Here is a 25,039-nt window from a genome sequence, read left to right on the forward strand (position 1 = left end):
GACCCAAGCCGGTCCCGCCTGCACCCTCGTCATAGGTCGATGCGGGCTTCGTGCCGGCAGGAAGCCCCGAGGCTATCGCCTCGCCGCTACGTGCCTTTCTGTTTGGGATTCCGGAGCCGGACAGGATTATCCATTAGTCTAAGACTGTCGTCTAAGGGCGACGCTGCGGTGGTTTTGGGTCTATCGGACGGGAGTTAGACGCAGCGGAGCCTCGGACATCACTATGGATAAGTCTCGGATCGCCAGCCCGGGCCACAGGGCCAAGCTCATGTCCGCCGAGGACGCGGCCCGGCTGATCGCCCCCAATACGACCGTGGGGCTCAGCGGCTTTACCGCCTCGGGCTATCCCACGGCCGTGCCTCTGGCCCTGGCGGCCCGCATCGAGGATGAGCACGCGGCGGGGCGCCCGTTCAAGCTGAGAATCTGGACGGGGGCCTCCACGGGGCCCGAACTGGACGGCGCCCTGGCCAAGGCCGACGGGATCGAGTTCCGGCTGCCCTACAACTCCGACCCCACCTGCCGCGACAAGATCAATCGCGGCCAGATGGAGTATTTCGACATGCACCTGAGCCAGGTGGCGCCCGCCGCCTGGCAGGGCATCCTGGGACCGCTCGACACGGCGATCATCCAGGTGACCGGCGTCCGCGAGGACGGTGCGCTGATCCCCGCGTCGTCCGTTGGCAACAACAAGACCTGGCTGGACCGGGCCAGTCAGGTGATCCTCGAGGTCAACCGCTGGCAGAACCCCGAACTGCTGGGCATGCACGACATCTATTACGGCGCGGCCCTGCCGCCCAACCGATTGCCGATCCCCCTGGTGCATCCGGGCGACCGGATCGGCGAGCCCTGTTTCCGCTGCGATCCCGACAAGATCGTCGCCATCGTCGAGACCGACCGCGCAGATCGCAACGCCGGCTTCACCACTCCCGGCGCGGCCGACCTGGCCATCGCAGGCCACCTGCTCGAGTTCCTGGAACACGAGGTCAGGAAGAGCCGCCTGCCGCCGTCGCTGCTGCCGCTCCAGTCGGGGGTCGGCAATACGGCCAACGCCGTACTGACAGGTCTGATCGACTCTCCATTCGACAATCTGACAGCCTATACCGAGGTCATTCAGGACGGGATGATGGACCTGCTGGACAGCGGCAAGCTAACGATGGCGTCGTCGACCGCGCTCAGCCTGAGCCCGGACCTGAGCCAGAGCGTCAACCAGCGGATGGGTGAGTACCGCGACCGGATCGTGTTGCGCTCGCAAGAGATCAGCAACCATCCCGAACTGATCCGTCGTCTGGGCCTGATCGCCATGAACGGCATGATCGAGGCCGACATCTACGGCAACGTGAACTCGACCCACGTCATGGGATCGCGCATCCAGAACGGCATCGGCGGCTCGGGCGACTTCGCCCGCAACGCCTACATCTCGATCTTCATGAGCGCTTCGACAGCAAAGGGGGGCGCCATCTCAACCATTGTGCCCCACGCCTCGCACGTCGATCACATCAACCAGGACGTCCAGGTCATCGTCACCGAACAGGGGCTGGCGGATCTGCGGGGCCTGTCGCCCAAGCAACGCGCCAAGGTCGTGATCGAGAACTGCGCCCACCCCACCTACCGCCCGATTCTGGCGGACTATTATCGGCGGGCTTTGACGGGTTCGTATGGCCTGCAGACGCCCATGCTTCTGAACGAGGCGCTGTCCTGGCACGAAAGGTTCGTGAACACGGGCTCGATGATGGTCTGATCACCGGGGCCGCAATCAGATGAGCGAAGGATCTCTCCCGCAACTACCTCAGGCGGGAGCGTGGCCGAGGATGGCCTTGACCTCCACATACTCATGGAAGCCGAACTCGCCCCACTCACGTCCGTTGCCGCTGCGACCCACACCGCCAAAAGGCGCGTTGAAGTCGAAGGCGCCATTGATCACGACCCATCCCGCCTTGATGCGTCTCGCAACCTCACGTGTCTGGGCCGGGTCCTTGCCCGAAACATAGCCCGCCAGGCCATAGTCGCTCTCGTTGGCGATGGCGATGGCGTGATCCAGATCGGAATAGCTGAGCATTGTCAGAACCGGACCGAAGATTTCCTCGCGTGCGATAGCCATGTCCATCGTCACATCCGCGAACACAGTCGGCCTGACGTAATAGCCTTTTTCCAATCCGTCCGGACGACCGGAGCCCCCCGCTACGACAGTTGCGCCTTCGGCCTCACCCTGGCGAATGAGGGTCTGGATCTTGTCGAACTGAGCCTTGGACACGACCGGTCCGATGGTGAAGTTGCCGTTGGGATCCCCGACAGTGACTTCGGCCGCCGCGTCGCGCGCGATGGAGATCGCCTCTTCAAGACGCGCGGCCGGCACAAGCATTCGCGACGGCGCGCTGCAGGTCTGGCCCGAGTTGCCCATCATGCCGTGCACGCCGGAGGCGACGTTCTGGGCCAGGTCGGCGTCATCCAGGATGATGCTGGCGCTCTTGCCGCCCAGTTCCTGGGTCACACGCTTCACGGTCGCCGCCGCCGTTCGGGCGATCTCGACACCCGCCCGTGTGGAGCCGGTGAACGAGATCATGTCGATATCCGGGTGAGCCGCCATGGCCGCACCAACATCTGGGCCATCGCCGAACACCAGATTGAATACTCCCGCAGGCACGCCCGCCGCTTCCAGGATTTCGGCGAGGATGGCCGCAGAGAAGGAGGACAGTTCGGACGGCTTCAACACAACGGTGCAACCCGTGGCCAGCGCAGGAAAGACCTTCACCGCGACCTGGTTCATGGGCCAGTTCCAAGGCGTGATGAGACCACAGACCCCGATCGGAATGCGCGTGATCAGGGTCTCGCCGCGCTGCTCCTCGAAGGGGAAGGTCTTGAGGACCTCGATCGCCGTGGTCAGGTGGCCATGGCCGAGCCCGATTTGAAAGCCGCTGGCCAGAGCGGCGGGCGCCCCCATCTCGTCGGTGGTGGCCCGGGCGAGATCACCCGAGCGCTTTTCGTACTCGCTCAGGATGGCGGCCAGGATATCCAGCCGATGTTCCCGGCTGGTGGCGGACCAGGCCGGGAAGGCCCGGCGTGCTGCCGCCACCGCCAGATCGACGTCCGCGCCGGACCCCAGCACGATCCGCCCCGAGACCTCTTCCGTCGCCGGATTCTCGAGTTCCAGGAACGACGGCGTGATCGGATCGACCCAGTGGCCGTCGATATAGTGCTTGAGATACTCACGCATGATGTCGCTCCCTTTACTCGAACTCGAACTAGTAGCCTGCGCCGCCATCCATGGGTTTGGCGGAAGCGGCAGCCGGGGCCGCCGCAGCAGGGGCCGCGGCCGGGGTTCCGGCGAAGCCCAGGGTGTCGCCCGGCTCTCCGTACCAGGTGCGGAACTCCGCCATGCCAGGCATTTCGGCGAAGTTGTGGTTGATGTTGGTATCGACAACGACGTGCAGGATCGCCGGTTTGCCCGACGCCAGCGCCCGCTCCATGGCCGGGGCGATATCCTCGGCCCGCTCGACGTACTCGCCGTGCGCACCCAGGCTTTCGGCTGTCTTGTCCAGGCGAACCTTGGAGCTCCACCTTGCGCCCGGCATTGATGTGTCCGGACCAAAGTTCGCCTTGTAGGACGCGCACTCGATGCCCCAGGCGTAGTCGACGGCGACGACCACGATGACCGGCAGATTTTCGCGAACCGCCGTCTCGATCTCCGAGATGTGGAAGAGGACCGAGGAATCCCCCGTCAACAGGACGACGCGGCGTTTGTCACCGACCGCGACCTGGGCGCCGATGGCGTAGGGCAGGCCCGGCCCGACCGCGCCGTAGTTCGAGTTCCACATGGCGTCACGCGGAGCCAGTTGGTTGAAGAACGAGAAGAACAGACCCGAGGCGCCGCCGTCGCGCACGATCACGGTCTCGGCTGTCAGGGCCTTGGTCGCCTCCACGGCCAGGCGGGCCGGATGGATCGGCGTCGAGGTGGTTGGAGCCTTGTCCAGATAGGCCTTCTTCTCGGCCGCGCGGGCGCTGCTCCAACCGGCCAGCTCGACTGGCGGCGCCCGATTGGTCGCCCCCAGTCCCTCGGTCAGCTGCGGAACGATGTCGCGCAGGTCGCCGACCAGCGGCACGTCGATCGGACGATTGACGCCGAAGGCGGTTGGATCGCGCTCGATGTAGATCCATTTGCGATCCACGACGCCCTTCGTCCAATGGACGCCACGACCATAGTGCAGGTTCTCGCCCAGTTCGGTGCCGATGGCGACGACGACATCCGCCTTGGCGACGATCTCGTTGGCGACCGGGGTGCCGTACGGAATGGTGCGGTCCTCAAGCCCTTCAAGGGTGACGATCTCGACGGCGGGCGTGGTCAGGACCGGGCAACCCAGCTTGATCGCCAGGGCGGCCACCGACTTATGAGCGCGAGACACGAATGCGCCCTGCCCGACCAGCAGCACCGGATTGGAAGCCGCCTTCAGCAGTCGCACGGCTTCGGCGGCGGCCTGGTCGCTGGCCCGCTGATTGACGAGGCGGTACCGGTCGGGCGCCAGGGCCGGGCCGAAATCGATCTCGGTCTGCACGACGCTGAGCGGCAGTTCGACATAGGTCGGGCCGGGAACACCGCTGAGCGCGCGCCGGAAAGCTTCGTGGATGATCTCGTCGGTCTGTTCTGGATATTCGATGACGCCAACATACTTCATGCAGCCCTCGAACAGCTTGGGCTGGCTGAGATACTGCATCTTGCCGCGACGGACGCGCTCTTCGTACAGGCGTTGGCGCTGGCCCATGATGAAGACGGCGGGGATGTTTTCCTTGGCCAGGTAGATGGCGCCGGCGGCGATGTTCGCAACGCCCGGCCCCTTGTTGACGCCCAGCACGCCGGGCTTGCCGGTCAGACGGTACAGGCCGTCCGCCATGAGGGCTCCGCCCTGTTCGTGGCGAGGCGCGATCACACGCATGCCGCGCTTTTCCGCCTCCAGGAATAGGCCGAACAGGCTCGGATCGGGAATGCCGAAGATCGTGTCGACGCCTTCCGCCTGAATGAGCTCGGCGATGCGTTCAGGAACCTTGGATATCGTCATGTCGTCGTCTCCCAGTGGGTCGTTTTCTTGATGTGTGTCGTCGGGCCCGCGCCTAGTGCCAGTGCGCCACGGGCGGTCGGCCGGCCTTGAGGTCGTAGGCGTGTTGAGCGGTGGTCAGGTCGGACAGAAGGGCCCCCACGACGGGATGGCGCTTCATGTCTTCATAGAAGGCGACGAGAGCGTCGTGCTGCCTGACGGGGTCCTCGGCCAGACCGAGCATGGCCGCGATCCGTGTCTGCAGGTGCAGGGCCGGGGCCAGGGCGCAGTGCGCCAGCGTCAGACCCGCCTCCGATTGCGGCAGCCCCGGCGCCAACCAGTCGTTCAGGTTGGCCAGTCCCTGGGCCCACCGTGCAACTTCGCTGTCTACGACCCGCTGATCGCGTGAGGTCGGCGCCAGATGCGCGAACAGGCGAATGACAGGGTCCATCACATAGAGATCCGTCAGTCGGATCGTGACGTTCACGCGCGCCCGCTCGCCCGCATCTGCAGGCATCAAGGAAGGAGTCGGAAAGCGATCCTCGATGTAGCGCAGGATGGCCTCGGATTCGGGAATCGAGACGCCGTCCTCGGTGACCAGAACCGGGATTTTGGCGACCGGATTGAGGCCGCGAAATTCTTCCGACTTCAGCCCGCCGACCGGCAGGGGCGCCGTTTCAAGTTCAATGTTCTTGAGCCGGGCCGCGATGCGGACGCGGGCGCTGAACGGCGAGTTGGGGCTGGTGTAGAGCTTCATCAGACTGCACCGGCGTCGCCGACCGGGACCGCATGAGGATCGGCCTTGTCGTCGGAACCGGCAATCCGCGGGACCAGCAGGAACAGCAGGGCGCCCAGGGCCATCGTCACCGAGGTCAGTCCGAGGAAAGGCCCGTAATGTCCGAACTGGTTCAGCGATACGCTGAGGATCAAGGCGCCGAGTGTGGCTGAGATGGCCATGGCCGCTGTGAACAGGCCCAGGACCGAACTGAACACGCCAGCCGGAAAATATTTGGCCGCCAGATAGACGACCAGATCGCCCTCGGCGCCCATCGCTAGGCCGAGACTGAGAATGCCGGCGCCGATGACCAGGGGGGTGGGAACGCCGCTGGCCAGAACCGCCAGCCCAACGGCGGGAATTCCGAAAGAGACGGCCGACACGAGATGCGTCGAGAACCGATCCAGTGCGAGGCCGCAGGCGATCCTCCCGGCGACCACGCCGATGGCGAACAGAGAGATCATCAGGGCGCCGGTCTCGGAGCTGACGCCGCGCTCCAGCACCACCACCTTGAGCTGGGTCGTCAGCACGGTGAAATGCAGATTGCAGAGGATCAGGGCCAGAAACAGAATCTGGAATGTCCGTCCCTTCAGCACCTCGAAATACCGACCCGCAGCCGCCGGACGGGTCGCTTTCAAAGCGGTCTGGCTATCCTGGATCCGCGGCATGACGAACAGTGCGGCCAGGCCGAAGACGGCGGTGAATCCCGCCATGACCAGATAGCCGGCGCGCCACCCATCGGACTCGATGAAGCTGGACAGCATGGGGCTGAAGAAGGCGGTCGCCAGCGGCGGCGCGCAGGAGGCCAGACCGAGGGCCACGCCCCGGGCCAGGTTGAACGTGCCCGTGATCAGACGCGTGTAGACCAGGATGCCGGCGATGCAGCTTACGAACAGCATCTGCAGGACGCTGAGGCAGAAGAACATCAGGAAGCTGCCGGTCATCGCGCTCAGGCCGAGGAAGACCAGCGGCAGGCCGACGACGCCGGCCATGGCCATGCGCCGGGTGCCCACCCTGTCAACGACCCGACCCGCCACCGGCAGGCAGACGGCGGCGATCAGGACCGTAAGGCCGATCAGGGCGAACTCGGACTTGGACCAGCCGAACTCGGCCACCAGCGAAGGCGAGAACAGGTTGTTGACGTAGTTCGAGATCGTCCCGGCGGCGAGGCCCAGCGACGCCGACAGCAATCCCCGCCAGTGGTTGCGGAACTCCGCCATGTAAGGATGCATGGGATCAGTCTCTATGCCACTGGTTCGGGGATGCCGTTCGGGACCGCGTCGGTCAGGCCGGCTTCTTGCCGTAGCCGAAGTCGAATGTCGGACGGGTCGCGCCGATGATCATCGCCCACATCGACCACCAGCCGACGCCGACCGAAATTTCGATGGCTTCGCGCTCGCTGAACTGGGCGACCACCCGGTTGAACAGTTCCTCGGGCACCTCGCCGGTCACCACCGCGTAGGTGTATTCGATGATCAGCTTCTGCTCGTCATCGAAGACGTTGGTCGTGCGCCAAAAGGGGATGGCGGCCTGGGCCTCGGGGCTGGTGCCCGCCAGCGCAGCAGGCTTGATGTGCGCCAGGAACGAGAAGTCGCATTTGAAGTGGTAGTTCAGCGTCTGCACCATCAACTGCTGCAGGTCGCGGCGTCCGCTCGTCCAGGGCATTTCCTTGACGATATAGTCGCTGAGCTTGATCAGCAGCAGGGCAAGCTTCGGATCCTGCGCCACAACTCCGAAGGCGCCGGCGGTGCCGGGAATCTCGGGATTCTCGACACCGGGCATCATGTGTTCGAACAGCGCCTTGACGTCGGCCTTGGTCTGCTCATCCGGGTTGCCGGGATAATCGCTGGGCTTCAGAACGACGGTGACTCGAGCCATTGAAATCATAATCCTTGTTGTCTGCGTGACGTCGGGGCGGTGTTGATCGGGTTCGGAACTAGAACTGATAGCGGAGCTGGACCACCACTTCGCGCGGCCGGTTGAAGACGCCGATATATTCGTTGGGACCACCCAGAGGCCGGGCGGAGGTCGAAGCCAGATAGTATTCGTCGGTCAGGTTGCGGCCGATCACCGAGACCTGGAATCGCCCATCCTCGGGACCGATGTTCACCGCGGCGTTGAGCCTGACGAAGCTGTCCTGGATACCGCCCGGATCATTGTCGGAGGCCGATTGGTATTTCGAGGAATAGGTCGCGCTCGCCGAGAAGTCCGCCTGCCAACCCGTCCACAGGGGTGCGACATAGTTTGCGCCGAGGGTGGCGTTCAGGTCCGGCGCCCGCACCAGTTGTTCGCCGGTCAGATCCTGGCGACGATCGACGCAGCCGTCCGCCACGGTCTGGCCGGTGTAACAGGGCGCATCGGCGAAGCGGGTGTAGCGCGCGCGGTTGTAGCCGACGTTGCCGTTGAGGGTCAGCCGATCCGCCGCCAGCCAGTCGAACGAGGCGGAAACACCCTCGGTCTTGGCAGCCGCCGCATTCTGGATGGTGAAGCTGAGGCTGGTCGGGTTGAAGGTGCCAAGCTGTAGATCGTCGAAGTCATAGGTGTAGGCGGTGACGTTGAGCCGCAGGGTCTTGTCGAACAGGTCGGCCTTGTATCCGACCTCGAAACCGTCAGCGACTTCGCTGTCGATCACCAGGCTGTCCGAGGTGGCGCTGGCCGTCAGCAGAGCGCCGTTCGAAATCGCACCGGCCTTATAGCCAGTCTTGTAGCCGATATAGGCCAGGTGGTCCGGCGCGAACTTCCAGCTCAGGGTCGCCTCCGGCGAGACGTTCTCGTCGCTGAAATCTGACGTCAGAACGCTACCGGCGGGGCGCAGCACAAAGGTCGTCACGCCGATCGTCCGGTTCCAGGCGTCCTGGGTCTTCTCATCACGCGAGTAGCGCGCGCCCGCAGCGAACTCCAACGTCGGCGTGATCTTCCACCGGGCCTGACCAAAGGCCGACATCGTCTCGGTCTCGGCGTCCGCCAGCGTCTCGAACGTCGTATAGTTGTTGGCCGCGACATTGAGCCCGGCGTGGGTGATGCTGGGGTAGTTTCCGAACAGACGGTCGGACTTCTCGTAATAGACGCCGGCGGAGAAGTTCCACGGACCTTCGAAATCCGTGTTCAGCCGCACTTCCTGCGTGAACAGCTCATACTCTTCCGACTGGGCGCCCCACAGCAGGGCGAACGAGGTGTAGTCCGCGTTGTTCGTGCCGGAGAAGTCCTGCTTGTAGTAGCCAGTCGTCGAGGTGATCGAGACGTCGCCAAACCGCTTCGTCATCGTCAGGGCGCCGAGCAAACCCTCCGAAGTGAAATAGGGAACGCCGTTGTTTCCAAAGGTGTAGTTGGCCGAGAACTCGGGCGCGAGACTGCCCTCGGACTTGCGGCGGTCTTTCTTGCAGTCCGCATTGACGTCCGGAATGGTGCCGAACAGCGTCGGCTGGGTCACGCCGTTGGTGCAGAAGGCTTCGGCGAAGGCATTGTAGGCGTTCAGATCCTGATGGCTGAACAGCAGCCGGAAGTCGGCCTCGAAATCATCCGTGGGCGTCCACAGCAGCGTCAAACGACCTGCGTACTCCTCGTTGCCAGGCTGGCGGCCGCCGCTTGTCGCGCCGGGCACAATCACGCCGGGATGCAGGGGGTCTTCGACCGGCGTCGCGATGTTGCGAACCCAGCCGTCCATCTCGCTGGCCCGGAAGGCGAAGCGAACGCCCAGGGTATCGGTCAGCGGCCCCGAGACGAACCCTTCGGCGAAACGCTCGCGGGCCTCGAACTCATAGCCGCCACGAACCTGGCCCTGGAAGGTCGAGGTCGGGTTGGCGCTGCTCATGGAGATGACGCCGGCGGGCGAGTTCTTGCCGAAGAACAGCGCCTGGGGTCCTTCGAGCACCTCGACCTGGGCAAGGTCGAAGACCGCCGTGGAGATGATGCGTCCGCGGCTCAGGACGATGCCGTCGATGGCGACGGCGACGCTCTGGTCGAGGCCGGGATCGTTGGACGACGAGCTGATGCCGCGAACGCCGATAACGGCGCCCGTGCCGATCGTCGCACGACCGATGACAACCTGGGGCGCAAGTTCCCCAATCTTGGTGAGGTCGGCGGCGAGGTTGTTCTGCAGCTCTTCCTTGGAGATGGCGGACACCGCCACAGGAACGTCCTGAAGCGATTCCGAGCGGCGCCGCGCGGTGACGATGACATCTTCCAGACCTGTCGCCTGCCCCTCGGACGCGACGACGGGCTGGCTGGAATCATCGGCCGTCTGGGCCATCGCTCCGGTAGCCGAGAAGGCCGCCAGTGCGGCCCCGAACAACAATGCGGACTTGAACTTCATCGACCCGATCTCCCCTTTACCTGGGACTTCGTGCGGCCGATCCGGGATCGGGCCGCCGCTTCCCTTGATGTTGTCTGTCACTCTGGTTGGTTCCGGACGGGCGGGTCGACAGAGCTTGTCGGCAGCGCACGCAAGGAAGACCGGCTTCAGTAGTTTTGGTCTTACAGACATCCCCGCAGCCGGTATTGACATTGAGGGACGGAACCACGGCTTCAGACGACATCATGCGTGTCGCCTGAAGTGAGGAGGAAAACGGGGGCTCAGAGACCCGCCATGCAGATGTATTTGAGCTCGGTGTAGTCCTCGAGGCCGTGGCGAGATCCCTCCCGCCCCATGCCTGATTCCTTGATGCCGCCGAAGGGCGCCAACTCGGTCGAGATCAGGCCGGTGTTGATGCCGACCATCCCCACCTCCAGCGCCTCCGCGACCCGCCACGCCCGCGCCAGATCCCGCGTGTAGAAATAGCCTGCCAGACCGACCTCTGTCGCGTTGGCCAGGGTGATCGCCTCGGCTTCGTCGCGGAAGGTGAACAGGGCGGCCAGAGGACCGAACGTCTCTTCGCGCGCGACGGCCATCTCGGCCGTGCAATCGGCGAGCACCGTGGGCTGGAAGAAGCTCTGTCCCAAGGGGTGGCGCGCGCCGCCAACCACCAGCCGGGCGCCCTGCTCCACCGCATCGCGAACATGATCCTCGACCTTGGTCACGGCGGCCTGGTCGATGAGCGGGCCCTGCTGCACGCCTGCATCCAGACCGGGTCCGACCTTGAGGCGCGCAACAGCCTCGGCAAGCCGCGCTTCAAACGCAGAGGCGACCGACTGCTGAACATAGATCCGGTTCACACAGACGCAGGTCTGGCCGCTGTTGCGATACTTCGAAGCCATCACGCCCTCGACGGCGGCGTCGATGTCGGCGTCCTCGAAGACGATGAAGGGCGCATTGCCGCCCAGCTCCATCGACAGCTTCTTCATCGTCGGCGCGCATTGCGCCATCAGCAGCTTGCCGACCTCCGTCGACCCGGTGAAGCTGAGCTTGCGCACCGAAGGGTGGGCCGTCAGTTCGGCGCCGATAATGCGCGATGATCCGGTGACGACGTTGAAGACGCCGCTCGGCACGCCGGCCCTCTGCGCCAGTTCAGCCAGGGCCAGAGCCGTCAGGGGCGTCTGCATCGCGGGCTTCAACACCACGGTGCATCCCGCCGCCAGAGCTGGGGCGACCTTGCGCGTGATCATGGCGGCAGGGAAATTCCACGGCGTGATGGCGGCCACCACACCGACGGGCTGGCGGATGACCAGCAGGCGGCTGTCCGGCCGATGGGTCGGAATGATCTCCCCATACATCCGGCGCGCCTCTTCGGCGAACCATTCGACGAAGCTGGCGGCATAGCTGATCTCGCCGATGGCTTCGTGCAGCGGCTTACCCTGTTCCGAGGTCAGGATCATGGCGAGGTCTTCCTGGGCGTCCACGATCAGATCGAACCAGCGACGCAGGATTCGCGAGCGTTCTCCGGCGGTGAGCGCGCGCCAGGCCGGGAGGGCGGCCTCGGCGGCCTCGACGGCGCGACGAGCATCGTCCGCATTCAGCTCGGCGACCTCGCCCAGGCTCATGCCGGTGGAAGGGTCGACCACAGACAGACTGGCCTCGCCGATCCAGCAGCCGTCAATGAAGGCCTGGCTTTTGACCAGGGCCGGATCGTTCAAGTTCGGGATCATGGAATGTCCGTGGTCTTGGACCGTGGTGAACCGCCGGGATCAGGTCTGATCGGCGAAAGTCCAGGTCGCGTTCAGGGCGTCTTCGGAAAGGTATTTGGTCGAGCTCCAACCGCCATCGACGGCGATCGTCTGACCATTGATGAAGCTGCCGCCGGGCGAGCACAGGAAGGCCACGGTGCTGGCCACGTCCTCGACCGTCCCCAACCGGGTGTGAGGCGTCATCTCGACGTTCATCCGCTGGAACCGCACATCCTCGTATCGTCCGGCGGTCATCGGCGTATCGGTAACGCCCGGCGCGACCACGTTCGAGCGAATGCCCTGGGCGCCATAGTGGGCAGCGATGTGGCTGGTCAGTCCCCAGAGCCCGGCTTTGGCCACGGAATAGGCGCCGCCGCGAAGGCCGCCGATCACGCCGAAGGTCGAGGAAATATTGATCACGGCCGCGCCCGGCGCCATGTGCGGCATGGCTTCGCGCGCCAGCCGGAAGGGCGCCTTCAGCATGAGGTCGAGGGCCTGATCCAGCCCCGCGTCATCCGTTTCCAGCAAGGGCTTGGGACTGCCGGCGCCGGCGTTGTTGATGAGAAAATCGACACGTCCCCACCGCTCGAGCGCCAGGGCGACGATGCGACGCGGGGCGTCTTCTTCCGTAATGTCGACGGCTAGGCTGGCGGTTCTCTGGGGGTCGCCCAGATGGGCTTCCATCGCCTCCAGCAGGTCGGCGCGACGCCCGACGCCCAGCACGCACATGCCCGCCGCCGACAGTTTCTCGGCGCAACCCAGGCCGATGCCGCTTCCAGCGCCGGTGATGATGGCTACGGTCGTCATGATACTGGATCCTCGTCGTTCCTGGCCGCGGCCACCCGCTCCGAAGCGGCTTCGAGCCCGCCGGCCAGAGCCAGCAGAACCCGCGTCCGCTTCAGCAACAAATGAGGGTCGGCCTCGTCACTGAAGCCGATACCGCCATGGACCTGAATGTTCGCACCGGAGTTGTCGAGCGCCGCCGTCCCGGCGACAAACACCGCACCCTCGATGAGCATGGCGGCGTCGGATCGGTCGTCCTGAAAGGCTACCGCTGCGAAGGTCACAAGATCCCTGGCGCTGCGGCTGGCCAAGGCCATATCGGCGCACCTGTGCTTGATCGCCTGGAAGCTTCCGATCGGGCGACCGAATTGCTCGCGAATGCCTGCATAGGCGACGGCCATATCCAGGGCCGCCTCGGCCAGACCGGCCAGGGCTGCCGCATCAAGAAGCCTGAGCCTCATGGCCTGGCGAGGCCCAAAGGCGGCGAGGGGTCCGCCCACCACGTCGGCTTCCTTCAGCACCACGCCCCAGACGGTTTCGTCGATGGTGCGCGAGGCGGTTGGAAGGGCGTGGAGGCCCGGCCCCTCAGACCGGAGCAGCACGAGATCGGCGTTCGGATCGTCGACGATCACGATGCGCCCCGCCTCAGAATAGGCGGCCGCGACCCTAGGCTGGGCGGAGCGAGGCGCGCCCTCCGGCCAATGGGCGTGTCCTGCGCCTATCGTCGCCAGCACCGACGGAGCGGCGAGACGACGGCCCAGATCCATGACGATCAGCACCTCCTCCGCCACGCCCAGACCACATCCGCCGTCAGCCTCATTGGCCGCTATGCCGAAGATCCCCAGGTCGTCGAGCGCCGCCCAGGTCTCATCCGTTTCGTTGGGCGAGAGATGCACGCGCGAGATCGGCAGCAGATCCTTGAGCGCGCCGCCAATACTGGAGGCGACCTCAAGTTGATCGCGGCTTGGCTGATATCGCGGTCCATCCTCCATCACTTCAAGTCCTACAACCGCCCCAGATACAGGCGTCGTTGTAGTCCGCGAATGACGCTGCCCGCACTGACGCCTCCGGACGATCAAGCGACCCAAGACGACACGATCACGGGCACATCGCGATCAGCGGGCGGCGCGACCAATCTGTGGTCAGGCGGCAGGCGCCTGGACGGGCTCGCGCCTGAGTTTGAGCGGGGATGCGGAGAACCAGCGGTAGCAACTGCGCGACAGCACGGAGGCCTCGGCGTAGCCCAGTTTTTCAGCGACCCGCGACAGCGGCATGTCGGTCTGCTGCAGATAGTGCAGCGCCACTTCGCGCCGGACGTCGTCCTTGATGTTCTCGAACGACTTGCCCTCCTGGCGAAGGCGGCGCTGGAGGGTTCGGGGGTGCATGCAAAGCTCTGCGGCGACACGCTCGTTGGTGCAGTCGTCACCGCCCAGGAACTGGCGCACCAGACCCCGAACACGCGCATGCATCGGCGGCGTCGCGGGCGGGAAACGCATGTCCACGAAGGAGGTGGCCATCTCGTAGATGTCCTCGTCCGCCGCCACGATCGCGCATAGAAGATCGTCTTCGGTCAGCGTGATGCCATCGGCATCCTCGCCGAACCGCACGTCACAACCGAACATCGCGCGATAGGTTTCCATCGAAGCCACCGGCTGATGACGGAAGGACACGGCGCGCGCACGGGCTGTTCCCCCTGCGATGTCCAGGATGTTGCGGCTGGCGAGCAGAAGACCATGCTCCACGGCCTGACAGGGCTGGGGCATATTCTCGCCCAGGATCTCGAGCCCGACGAACAGCCTGTGATTGGCCCGGTCGGGCCGGAAACGCACGCGCGTGGCCAGGCTGTAGGCATGGATGTGCCGGGCACAGTAACCAAGGGCCTGACCGACCGTCTTGGAGTTCCGCATCACCACCCCAACGGGGCCGATCACCTTTCGCGCGGCCTGAAGTCCCGCCAGACGCATGCCGAAATCGGGACACTTCAGCTCCAACGCGGCGAGTTCCAACAGCTGCACGAAGCAGCGGTACTCAAGCACGGAGTCCTGCTTTTCGAAGATGAAGGGATCGACCCGTGCGCGCCGCATCAATGGCGCCGGGTCACCGCCGAGTTCGACGACCAACTCCGGGAAAAACCGCAGGGTTTCGATGTTGACCACCTCGAAACGCGAGTCGGCTTTCGACCCGCCATCGTTGGCCGGTGGGTTGTCGACGCGTTCCAGCAACATCTCGTCTCCCTGGGTTTTAAACGGCCTTTGCGGCTTCTGTTGTGGCCACAATCATGCGCTGGCCCGGACGGACTGACAAGGCCCGCCCGGATGCTCGCCAAGGTCAGGGTCGCCAGTTGCGCTCACGATGTCGTCAGGCGTCAAGGACATCACCCGGTGAAGCGCGTAACCCTCGAACCATGATATCGAGCCGTCCTCATTGCTGTCGCACGTCCCTGCGTCTGCTGTCTCCAGCTGCGCCCGCGCCCCGGTTTGTGTCACGATGAGCGTGGCGACGGACACCGTCCGACGGGTGATCGAAGGCCGTTCCATTCGCTGGGATCAGGCGCGCGCCGACGACGCCTATGCTCAAGGTCACTGGGTGCGCGAGACCCTGGTCGAGGCTCTCGACCGCGCAGCCAGGACGCCCGCACGACCCCTCATCATTGATGGCGAGATCAGTCTGAGCGGCGCAGTCCTGAAGGATCGTGTCACCCGCCTGGCCAGTCGGCTGGTCGAGCGGTTTCCCCGAGGTTCGGTGATCTCGTTCATGCTGCCGAACTGGCATGAGGCGGCGATCATCTATCTGGCCACGACCGTTGCCGGCATGGTCGTCCATCCGATCCTGCCGTCGCTGCGAGCCCACGAACTCAGGTTCATGCTGGAAGATGTAGGCAGCCGCATCATCTTCATTCCGGCCGAGCTTCGCGGCCACGATTACGTCGCCATGATGGAGCGGGTTCGCACCGATCTGACGACCCCGCTAGACGTGGTCGTTGTGCGTGGCCCGGCCCAAAACCACTCCGCCTTCGAAAGCCTCCTGCACATCGGGCCAAGAGTGACCATGCCACAGGTGGAGGCCGATGCGGTCCGCCTGATCCTCTACACATCCGGCACGACGGGTGCGCCCAAGGGGGTGATGCACACCCACAACTCCATCCACGCCCTGGTGCGCCAGATCGGCGAGCACTGGCGGGTCGCGCCGGGCGACACCTTCCTGGTGCCCTCCCCGATCAGCCATATCGGCGGCTCTATCTATGCCTTCGAGGCCCCGCTGCTACTGGGCTCGACGGCCGTGCTGATGGACCGCTGGGACGCCACGGCGGGTCTCGAACTGATGGTCAGACACCGTTGCACCCACATGGCCGGCGCCACGCCCTTTCTCGAACAATTGTTGCAGGCGGCTCGCCACGCTGACGAGCATCTACCGGCGCTCAAGGTCTTCATCTGCGGGGGCGCATCGGTTCCCCCGTCCCTGATCCGCGAAGCCTCGGCCTGGTTCGACCAGGCGGGCGTCACCCGCGTCTATGGATCGACCGAGGTGCCCGTGACCACGATCGGCGCGCCGGCGCGCGAGACGCTGAATGACGCGGCGGAGACCGACGGTCGAGCCGGGATCGCCGACATACGGCTGATCGACGACGCCGAAAATGAAGCCCCCGCCGGCGAGGTCCGCGCCCGCGGTCCCCAGATGCTGGTCGGCTATCTGCACCCGGCAGACGAGGCGACCGTGTTCGACGACCAGGGTTATTATCGGACCGGCGATCTGGGCCGCTGGGCCAACGGCGACTGCCTGGTCATCTCGGGTCGGGCCAAGGACATCATCATCCGCAAAGGCGAGAACATCGCGCCCAAGGAGATTGAGGACGTTCTGGTGACCCACCCGTGGATCGGCGAAGTCGCGGTGGTGGGCGTCCCGGACGCGGCGTCGGGCGAGCGCGCCTGCGCGGTGATCGTCCCCATGCCGAGCGACAACAGTCAAACATCCCTGCAGCCGGATGTCCCGGCCCTGGCGGCCTTTCTGCGCGCCGCCGGACTGGCGTCGTTCAAGGCGCCGGAACAGGTCGCGGTCTGGACGGCCCTGCCCAAGAACGAAGCCGGCAAGGTGCTGAAGCACGTCATTCGCCAGGAGTTGATCCAGGCCGAGGGGAGACCCTGAGATGGAGTTCGGCTGGTCCCCCGAGGAGGCGACGCATCGCCAGAGCGTTCGCGATGTCCTGACCGAAATGCTGCCTGACGACTGGGAAGACATTTCCCTGCACGGCCCCGGCAGCGATGCGCAGACGGACTTCTCGCGCCCCTTCTGCGCCGCCCTGCATGACAAGGGCCTGCTGATCCCGCACTGGCCCAAGGCCTTCGGCGGCCAGGACGAGGGCGTCTGGCGCCAGTTCATCATGGCCGAGGAGGTGTGGGCGGCAGGCGAGCCTCGCGGGCCGCAGTATATGAACGTCAACTGGATCGGTCCGGTCCTCATGCGCTTTGGGACGCCCGACCAGCAGGAGCGCTATCTGCCGCCCATCCGCGCCGGTGAGGCGATCTGGTGCCAGGGCTTTTCCGAACCATCGGCCGGGTCCGATCTGGCGTCCCTGCGCACCACGGCGACGCCCGTCGAGGGCGGATATCGTGTCAACGGAGCCAAGGTCTGGACTTCCTACGCCGGGCGCGCCGACACCTGTTTCCTGCTGGCGCGCGTGCCGGCGGCGCCGGGAGCCGCGACCGGCAAGGCGGCCATCGTCATCCTGCTCACCGACATGCGGGCCGCCGGCGTCCAGGTGAAATCCATCCCCTCGCTGATCGGCGATGGCGACATCCACGAGGTCTTCTTCGACGATGTCTTCGTGCCCGACCACAACCGTCTCGGTGCGGAGGGACAGGCCTGGGAGATCATCACCTTCGCCCTGCAGAATGAACGCGTCGGCATTCCTCGCTACGAGTTTTCCCGTCGCATCCTCGACCGGGCGGTGGCGCGGCTGAAGGCCGACGGTCGGTGGGCCGATCCCGTGGTTCGGGACCGGGCGGGACGCGCCCTGATGCTGTGTGAAGCCGCCAGGATGCTGGTCTATCGCATCATCGACGGCAAGGCGCGCGACCTGCCCCCCGATGCGTTCGGGGCCGTCGCCCGGTGGTCGGTGGTTCTGGCCGACAATGGCGTCAATGATTTCCTGACCGAGTTTCTGCCCGAGGGGCTGTTGGGTCAGGACCCTGTGCAGCAGGCGCATCATCAGCGCGCGATCGCCGCCGGCATCGCCTCTGGCGCGGCTGAAATCCAGCTGAACCTCGTGGCCCGTCGCTGGCTGGAATTGCCTGGAGAGGGCCGTCGTCCATGAACTTCGAATTGAGCGAAGACCAGGCCAGCCTGCTGTCGGGTCTGGACCAACTGCTGGCCAGCGAGGCCCCCCCTGCGCCGACCGAACCGGTGTTTTCAGCCTATGCGGACCAGCTCGACATGGCGCTGGCCGGGTCCGGCTATCTCGACATCGCACGCGAGGATGGCTTTGGCGTTCTGGACGCGGCCTTGATCGTTGAGCGGCTGGCCAGATTGCCGCATACAGTCGAGGCCGCAGCCAGCGCGATCCTGGCGCCCAGGCTCGGCATCGAGCCCGGCCTCAGACCCATTTCGATGATTTCGGGACAGGCAAACCGCGCCGGCCGCTATCTGGACCGCGCCAGTCTGGTCGTGATCGACCGCGGCGAAGACGCCTTGATCCTGCCGGTGAAGGCCTCGGACGTTGAACTTGTCGAGACCCTGTTCGCCTACCCCTATGGCCGGCTGACCCACATCGACCCAGGCTGCGGACGGGTGTTCGCGGACGTGCAACTGGTCCGTCGACTTTCGCGCATCGCCCTGGCCGCCGAGGCCGCCGGCTGCATGGCCGCCGCGCTCGCCCTGGTGGTGGAACACGTGACGGCGCGCCAAGCCTTCGGCCGGCCTCTCGGCGCCTTTCAGGCCATTCAGCACCGGCTCGCCATGGCGTCGGAAACCACAGAGTCCGCGCGCTGGCTGGCCTTGCGGGCCGCCTGGTCCGACCGTGATGACGACGCCGCGATCGCCGCCGGCTTCGTCCAGATGCGCATCCCCCAATTCACCTTCGACCTTCACCAGTTCACGGGAGCGATGGGTTTGACCCTCGAATTTCCGCTTCATCTCTGGACCTATCGACTGCGCGCACTCGTCGGCGAGTTGGGCGGGTCCAGCGGTCAGGCACGCGCCGCCGCAGCGGCCGCATGGCCGGAGGCCGCATAATGGAATCCATCAGCGAGTTTCGTTTGCAGGCCCGCACTTGGCTGGCCGCAAACAAGCCCTCCGCCCTGCCCCCGCTTTGCGGACAGGGTGCGCGAACCGCCATTCTGGCCTGGCAAAAGGCCCAGTTCGAAGGCGGCTGGGCCGGCGTTGCCTGGCCCACAGCCTATGGCGGGCGGGGCGCCACCGTGCTGGAACAGATCGTGTGGTGTGAGGAGTATGCCCGCGCCGGCGCCCCCTCCCCGCTCGACGCCTCCTTTGTGGGATTGAATCACGCAGGGCCCACGGTGATCGCATGCGGGACGCCCGAGCAGAAAAACTTCTATCTGCCCCGACTTCTGAGCGGCGAGGATATCTGGTGCCAGGGCTTCTCCGAGCCTGGCGCGGGGTCGGATCTGGCGGCGGTGAGAACGCGCGGTCGGGTCGAGGGCGATGAACTGGTCATCGACGGCCACAAGATATGGTCCAGCTACGCCGACATCGCCGACTGGCAAGAGATGCTGGTCCGCACCGATGCGACGGCGAAGACCTCACAAGCGCTGACCTGGGTCATCTGCCCGATGAATGCGCCGGGCCTGACGATACGCCCGATCCGAACCATGGCCGGGCCGCAGAAGTTCTGTGAAATCTTCTATGACGGCGTTCGGGTGCCGCTGAAGAACGTCGTCGGCGGCGTCAACAATGGCTGGGCGACCGCGATGTCCACCCTGGCGTTCGAGCGGGGAACGGCCAGTCTTCCACTGCTGCTTGGCTTGATCCAGGGCGTCGAGACCCTGCTGCAGGCCTGTCCGGAAGATCGCCCGGCGATGCGAACACGGATCGCGCGCCTCAGGGCGGAAGGCGCGGCCCAGAAGGCCATGGCCTATCGGTTCGCGCTCGATTCCGCCGATACGGTTCCGGACTCCAGCGGCTCGATCGTGCGTCTCGGCTTTGCGGAGTTCGCACAGAGGGTCACGGCCGCCTCGCTGGACCTGTTCGGCATCTCGGCGCCGGAGGCCTTGGGCGAGCACGGCCTGGGCCACCATTATCTGGACGCCTTTTCGGAGACGATCGCCGGCGGTTCCTCCGAGATTCAGCGAAACATCATCGGCGAAAGAGTTCTGGGACTGCCCCGAGGGCCACGCTAACCCCGACGGCCACGCTACCCCCGACGATCGGCGTTGGGATCGGGGTTCCAGCGCGGCGCACGCTTTTCGAGGAAGGCCCGCGGCCCTTCCTCGAAGTCGGGATGGCTCCACTGCGACTTGAGCAGTTCCCATCCGTAAACCAGGGCGGCCGGGTCCGGCAGTTCCGTCGAAGCCCAGATCGCTCGCTTGGTCAGCGCAACGGCTTGAGGTGAGTTGGCGCAGATCATCGCCGCCAGCGCATGGGCCCGCGCCAGCGCATCCGCCGCAGTGGGTTCCAGGATGTCGATCATCCCCAGGCCGTGGGCGCGCTCGGCGGTCATGCGGTAATCCCGGCCGCACAGCCCCATCAACAACGCCGCCCCGACGCCGGCCTTGCGCGCCACCCCGATGGACTCAAGGGCAGACACCAGACCGATGGACACATGACTGTCCATGAAGCTCGCTCCGGCCCGGGCGATGACGATGTCGCAATCAGCGACGAAATGCAGGCCGCCACCGTTGCACAGACCATTGACCACGCAGATGACCGGCTTGGACACCCCCCACTGGCGCGGGGTGAAGCGATTGGCGAAGGCGTAGGGGACATTGTTCAGCCCGCCCTTTCCGACCTCCACGCCGGACACGTCGGCGCCCGTGCAGAAATGACGTTCGCCTGTCCCGGTGATAATCGCCACGCGGATGTCGTTGTCAGCCTCCACCCGAGCCCAGGCGGCCTCCAGCGCCGTGAGCATGTCGGGGCTGAGGGAATTGCCCGCCTCTGGTCGATTAAGAGTCAGAAGCGCGACACCATCCTTCACCAGAAAGGTGAGGATCGAAGAGGTGGGGTCGGAGGTGTTCGACATCTTCCTAGTGTCCCTGAAACGGCGCCTGGGCGCGGACGGCGGTCTTTGGGCAGTTGGGCTTCATGAGGTTTGCCCCGCGACGGTGGTTCGCATCGGGCCAGCCTCGCGGCGCACGGCGAAGGTCGCGGCGAGAGCCAGCAGGCACAGGCTGGCCGCATAGCCGACCACAAGCGGCCACCCGCCGCCCTGCCAGGCCAGGCCGCCGAGCGAACTCACCGCCGCCGATCCGAGATGATAGAAGAACAGATAAAGCGCCGCCGCCTTGCCAGCCGCAGCCGCAGCCCGCACGCCAACCCAACTCGACGCCACAGCGTGCGCGCCAAAGAAGCCGACGATCACAAGGATCAGGCCAAGGATATAGATCCACGTCGACATCGACAGGGTCACGATCACACCGGCCAGCAGTACGACTAGAGACGCGCGAAACACCTTGTCGCGGCCCAGGCGCCCAGACAACCAGCCGATCCCCGGCGATGCGGCGCTGCCGATCAGGAAGAGGATGAAGATCGAGCCGATGGCCGCTTGCGACAGGGCGAACGGCGGCTCTGCGAGATGGAAGCCCGTATAGTTGAAGACGGTCAGGAACACGCCCATGAAGATGAAGGCCTCAAGGTAGAGAAACCCCAGGACGCGGTCCTTCATCAGTCGCTGGAAATCGCCCAGAATCTCGGCAGGTCTAGCAGCCCGGAACTCCTGTGCGACCCGGCTTGTCGGCAGCAACAGCGCGAACGCCACGGCGATCAATATGCCGCTCAGCCCCGTCAGCGCGAAGGCCCACCGCCAGTCCAGCAGATCGGCCGCGAAGCTGGCGCCAAGCCGGCCAAGCAGCCCTCCGACGCCGGTTCCGGCGATATAGACCCCCATCGCCGAGCCTATGGAGACACTGTCGGTCTCGGCCGAGATATGCGCCATCGCGACGGCTGGAACACCGGCCAGCGCCAGGCCGGTCAGCACGCGCAGGCCCAGCAGGATATGCCAATCGGACGTAAGACTGGTGATCAGCGTCAGGACTGCCGCCAGGAACAGAGAGCTCGCCATGAGGGTCCGCCGATGCACGCGATCAGACAGGACGCTCCCGGCCAGAATCCCGATGGCCATAGGCGCCGAGGTCAGAGCTACCGCCAGGCTGGATGAAGCCGGGCTGATCGCGAAATGGCTCGCCAACAAAGGCATCAGCGGCTGAGGGCAGTAGAGCAGCGAAAAGCTTCCAAGCCCCGCCATGAGCATGGCGAGGTTCAGCCTCAGCGGCCTGGACATCAAACTCTGTCGACGCATCCGGCCCCGCACGCTGTTGGTGGTCGTACTCAACCACGGAACGACGGGCGGGATCGGCGGAAAACACCAGAACAGCGGGGCTGGTCGGGTCTGGTCAAGACTTTGGCGTCACCCATCAAATGGCTGATCCGCTGCCTTCTAGAGAGAGGTCACGTTAGCGCTGTCGAACACCCTCGGCGTCCCAAACCTCGACAGGCCCCAGGTTCAGCGCCCGGACGCCGGCCTCGATCTTGGACAGGTCGCCGACCACGACCCAGGTCATGGCGTCTGGCCGCAGCATGGCCGCAGTCGCCGTCACGCCTTGCGGCGTCGCCGCCTCATAGCGGTCCGGCAGGGTCGTGAGCCATTCGTAGTCGTGCTCGAAGCGCGAGACATAGGCCATGTAGCCCACCATGGCATTGTTGGTCTCGAACCGGTCCGCCAGGGTCAGCACCTGGCCCCGCCGCAGCAGGTCCAGCTCCTTGTCGGTCACTGGACGCGCGCCGCCGATGTCGTGCAGTTCGCGCGAGATCTCGCTCAGGGCCTCGGCCGTGCGGTCGGTCTGGATACTGGTCGAGACCGCAAAGGCCTGGGGTCCGCGCGCATCGCCCAGACCGCTGCCGGCGCCATAGGTCCAGCCCTTGGCCTCGCGCAGGTTCATGTTGAGCCGCGCGGTGAAGCCGCCTCCCAGCACGCCGTTCAACAGGTCGAAGTCGAAGTTCCGGGGGTCCAGCCCATCCGGCATGATCTGCCCGACCCGGATGACCGACTGGATCGCGCCCGGCTTGTCGACCAGCACTACGCGCGACGCCGCCTGTTCGGCCACCGGCGCCAGGGTCTTGGTCCCCACCGCCGACACGGGCGCGCGCCAGTCGCCAAACGCCTTCTCCAGCGTCGCCATCAGCGTGTCGAAATCGGCGTCGCCCGCGGCGAAGATCACGGCATTGTCCGGCCGGATGAACTGCTCATGGAAGGCGATCAGATCGTCGCGGCTATAGGAGGCGATCGTCTGCGCCCGCCCCGCCAGCGGCCCGCCATAGGCATGGTCGGCGCCGAAGGTCAGATAGTTGAACACGCTGCCGGCGATGCTGTCGGGATCGACCTGGGCCTGTTGCAGGCCCGACAGGGCCGATGACCTTTCGCGCTCCAGGTCCGCCGGGCGGAAGCCGGGATTGCGGATATAGCGCGACCACAAGGCCACCGTGTCGTCGAACGACCGGGTCAGGGCCGAGACGCGGAAGCTGGTCGTGTCCACGTCGCTGCTCGCATAGATCCGGGCGCCCAGCATCTCCTGGGCCTGTGCGAATTCCTCGCCGGTCATGTCGCGCGTGCCGTCGTCCATCAGGCCGATGGTGAAGCCTTGCAGCCCCTCTTTCAGCCCCTGGTCCGCAGCCCCGCCCGCATCGAAGTTCATGGCCAGCTCGACCGTCGGCGTGCCCTGGCGATGCGAGTAGAGGACGCGCATCCCGTTGGTCAGGCGGCCTTCCTGCAACGGCGGCAGCACGATGTCGGGCATAGGCCCCATGCCCGGCAACTGGGTCCGATCCGCGCCGTCGGCGCCGGCCGCGAACTGCGCCTGAGGCAGCACGGTCAGCCGATAGTTGGGCCGCGACAGCCAGGCGTTGGCGACGGTCTTCACCTCATTGGCGCCCAGGGCGTCGAACCGCTCCTGGTCGATCTGGAACTGGCCCGGATTGCCGTCGAAGATCACCCCGCCCGACAGCATCATGGCGCGCAGGAACAGGGATTCCAGCGAGCGGACGTTATCGCCATAGGCGGTGATCTTGTAGCGCTCCAGCTCCTGCGCCGTAGGGCCGTCCTTGAGGAAGCGGTCCAGTTCCGCCTGCAGCGCGGCCTCGGCCTCGGCCTGGTCCACGCCGGGCTTCAGCCGCAGTTCGATATTGAAGACCCCGGCGATGGCCGCCGCCTCGTAGTTGACCGACACGCTGGTGGCCAACGGCCGGTCAATCACCAGGGCCTGATGCAGCCGCGACAGACGCCCGCGTCCCAGCACCGACGACGCCATGCGCAGCGCCTGATCCTCGTTCGCCCGGCTGCCGGGCACGGGCCAGGCCCAGGACACCGCCGTCTGGGGCACATTGTCGGCGACCACCTCGGTCTTGATCCGCTCCAGCACCGGCGTCCAGTCGGTGATCCGTCCGACCGGGGGTCCGGGCGGGACACTGGCGAAATAGCGGGTCATCAGTTCGCGCGCCTGTTCCAGCGTCACGTCGCCGGCCAGGGTCACCACCGCGTTCGAGGCGCCGTAATAACGGCGGAACCAGTCCTTCACGTCCTCCAGCGAGGCGTCGTTCAGGTCCTCCATCGAGCCGATGACGGAATGCCGATAGGGATGGTTGGCCGGAAACAGGGCCTCGCTCCGCAGATCCGACATCATGGCGTAGGGGCGGTTCTCGTAGGTGCGTTTCTCGTTCTGGACGACGCCGCGCTGCTCATCCAGCTTGGCCTGCGTCACCGCGCCCAGCAGATACCCCATGCGGTCGGATTCCAGCCACAGCACCCGCTCCAGCCCGCCGGTCGGCACGACCTCGTAGTAGTAGGTCTGGTCCAGCGACGTGGCGCCGTTCACCGCCGAAACGCCGATCTCCTGCAGCGGCGGCATGTATTCGTCGTCGCGATGCTCGGACCCGTTGAACATCAGATGCTCGAACAGGTGGGCGAAGCCGGACTTGCCCTGGGGCTCGTTCATCGAGCCCACGGCGTACCAGACGGCCACCGCGACCTTGGGCGCCGAATGGTCCTCGTGCACCACGACCCGCAGGCCGTTGGGCAGGGTGAACTGTTCATAGGGCACCAGCACCGCGCCCTGCGGCGCCGGACCTTGGGGCTCCGACTGAGTGGCATGGCTCAGGGCCGGGGCGGCGAGAACGGCCGCGACCGACGCCAGCAGGAGCATCTTCTTCATCGTGAATCCTGACATACAAGGAAGGCGGCCGGCGCAAATACGCG

General features: G+C 65.6%; 18 protein-coding genes. 5 read left to right on the forward strand and 13 right to left on the reverse strand.

Annotated elements, in window-relative coordinates:
* The first annotated feature begins 223 nt into the window (after positions 1–223).
* Positions 224–1,738: an acetyl-CoA hydrolase/transferase family protein gene (locus tag ACO05L_RS12895; RefSeq protein ID WP_421729565.1), complete on the forward strand. Its 1,515-nt coding sequence runs from the start codon at positions 224–226 to the stop codon at positions 1,736–1,738.
* A 48-nt stretch (positions 1,739–1,786) separates the two neighbouring features.
* On the opposite strand, the gene ACO05L_RS12900 is transcribed toward ACO05L_RS12895, so the two are convergent.
* From ACO05L_RS12900 to ACO05L_RS12945, 10 genes are all read right to left on the reverse strand, one after another.
* On the reverse strand, positions 1,787–3,211 hold the full coding sequence (locus tag ACO05L_RS12900; RefSeq protein WP_421729566.1) for an aldehyde dehydrogenase family protein: 1,425 nt from the start codon (positions 3,209–3,211) through the stop codon (positions 1,787–1,789).
* Between the two features lie 28 nt (positions 3,212–3,239).
* On the reverse strand, positions 3,240–5,048 hold the full coding sequence (locus ACO05L_RS12905; RefSeq protein WP_421729567.1) for a thiamine pyrophosphate-binding protein: 1,809 nt from the start codon (positions 5,046–5,048) through the stop codon (positions 3,240–3,242).
* Between the two features lie 52 nt (positions 5,049–5,100).
* A complete protein-coding gene (locus ACO05L_RS12910; RefSeq protein WP_421729568.1) occupies positions 5,101–5,781 on the reverse strand; it encodes a glutathione S-transferase family protein in 681 nt (226 codons plus the stop codon).
* Positions 5,781–7,031 (reverse strand): MFS transporter, encoded by a 1,251-nt coding sequence (locus ACO05L_RS12915; protein ID WP_421729569.1) that lies wholly within the window; start codon positions 7,029–7,031, stop codon positions 5,781–5,783. The genes ACO05L_RS12910 and ACO05L_RS12915 overlap by 1 nt, the downstream gene beginning before the upstream one ends.
* A 52-nt stretch (positions 7,032–7,083) precedes the next feature.
* Complete coding sequence (locus ACO05L_RS12920) at positions 7,084–7,677, reverse strand: carboxymuconolactone decarboxylase family protein (protein ID WP_421729570.1); 594 nt, start codon at positions 7,675–7,677, stop codon at positions 7,084–7,086.
* A gap of 58 nt (positions 7,678–7,735) precedes the next feature.
* Positions 7,736–10,111 (reverse strand): TonB-dependent receptor, encoded by a 2,376-nt coding sequence (locus tag ACO05L_RS12925; protein WP_421729571.1) that lies wholly within the window; start codon positions 10,109–10,111, stop codon positions 7,736–7,738.
* A gap of 260 nt (positions 10,112–10,371) precedes the next feature.
* A complete protein-coding gene (locus ACO05L_RS12930) occupies positions 10,372–11,820 on the reverse strand; it encodes an NAD-dependent succinate-semialdehyde dehydrogenase (RefSeq protein WP_421729572.1) in 1,449 nt (482 codons plus the stop codon).
* Positions 11,821–11,859: 39 nt separating this feature from the next.
* Positions 11,860–12,645, reverse strand: coding sequence for an SDR family NAD(P)-dependent oxidoreductase (locus ACO05L_RS12935; RefSeq protein ID WP_421729573.1), 786 nt, complete (start codon positions 12,643–12,645; stop codon positions 11,860–11,862).
* Complete coding sequence (locus ACO05L_RS12940) at positions 12,642–13,613, reverse strand: acyl-CoA dehydrogenase family protein (RefSeq protein WP_421729574.1); 972 nt, start codon at positions 13,611–13,613, stop codon at positions 12,642–12,644. The genes ACO05L_RS12935 and ACO05L_RS12940 overlap by 4 nt, the downstream gene beginning before the upstream one ends.
* A 150-nt stretch (positions 13,614–13,763) precedes the next feature.
* Positions 13,764–14,846, reverse strand: coding sequence for an AraC family transcriptional regulator ligand-binding domain-containing protein (locus ACO05L_RS12945; protein ID WP_421729575.1), 1,083 nt, complete (start codon positions 14,844–14,846; stop codon positions 13,764–13,766).
* Positions 14,847–15,114: 268 nt separating this feature from the next.
* Between ACO05L_RS12945 and ACO05L_RS12950 the strand changes: the two genes are divergently transcribed.
* The 4 genes from ACO05L_RS12950 to ACO05L_RS12965 are packed head-to-tail and all read left to right on the forward strand — an operon-like array spanning position 15,115 to position 19,973.
* A complete protein-coding gene (locus tag ACO05L_RS12950; protein WP_421729576.1) occupies positions 15,115–16,764 on the forward strand; it encodes an AMP-binding protein in 1,650 nt (549 codons plus the stop codon).
* A gap of 1 nt (position 16,765) precedes the next feature.
* Positions 16,766–17,932: an acyl-CoA dehydrogenase family protein gene (locus ACO05L_RS12955; protein ID WP_421729577.1), complete on the forward strand. Its 1,167-nt coding sequence runs from the start codon at positions 16,766–16,768 to the stop codon at positions 17,930–17,932.
* Positions 17,929–18,849 (forward strand): acyl-CoA dehydrogenase family protein, encoded by a 921-nt coding sequence (locus ACO05L_RS12960; protein WP_421729578.1) that lies wholly within the window; start codon positions 17,929–17,931, stop codon positions 18,847–18,849. Before ACO05L_RS12955 ends, ACO05L_RS12960 begins: the two co-directional genes overlap by 4 nt.
* Positions 18,849–19,973, forward strand: a complete 1,125-nt coding sequence (locus tag ACO05L_RS12965; RefSeq protein ID WP_421729579.1) for an acyl-CoA dehydrogenase family protein — start codon at positions 18,849–18,851, stop codon at positions 19,971–19,973. Before ACO05L_RS12960 ends, ACO05L_RS12965 begins: the two co-directional genes overlap by 1 nt.
* Positions 19,974–19,987: 14 nt before the next feature.
* Here the strand turns inward: ACO05L_RS12965 and ACO05L_RS12970 are convergent, their stop codons facing one another.
* The 3 genes from ACO05L_RS12970 to ACO05L_RS12980 form a co-directional block, all read right to left on the reverse strand.
* Positions 19,988–20,815 (reverse strand): enoyl-CoA hydratase/isomerase family protein, encoded by an 828-nt coding sequence (locus tag ACO05L_RS12970; RefSeq protein WP_421729580.1) that lies wholly within the window; start codon positions 20,813–20,815, stop codon positions 19,988–19,990.
* A gap of 60 nt (positions 20,816–20,875) precedes the next feature.
* On the reverse strand, positions 20,876–22,090 hold the full coding sequence (locus ACO05L_RS12975; protein WP_421729581.1) for an MFS transporter: 1,215 nt from the start codon (positions 22,088–22,090) through the stop codon (positions 20,876–20,878).
* A 154-nt stretch (positions 22,091–22,244) separates the two neighbouring features.
* The gene (locus ACO05L_RS12980) at positions 22,245–24,995 is read right to left on the reverse strand and encodes a M16 family metallopeptidase (protein ID WP_421729582.1); all 2,751 of its coding nucleotides are present in this window, start codon (positions 24,993–24,995) and stop codon (positions 22,245–22,247) included.
* Positions 24,996–25,039 lie beyond the last annotated feature (44 nt).

The organism is Brevundimonas sp., assembly GCF_965227765.1.
Taxonomy (GTDB): domain Bacteria; phylum Pseudomonadota; class Alphaproteobacteria; order Caulobacterales; family Caulobacteraceae; genus Brevundimonas.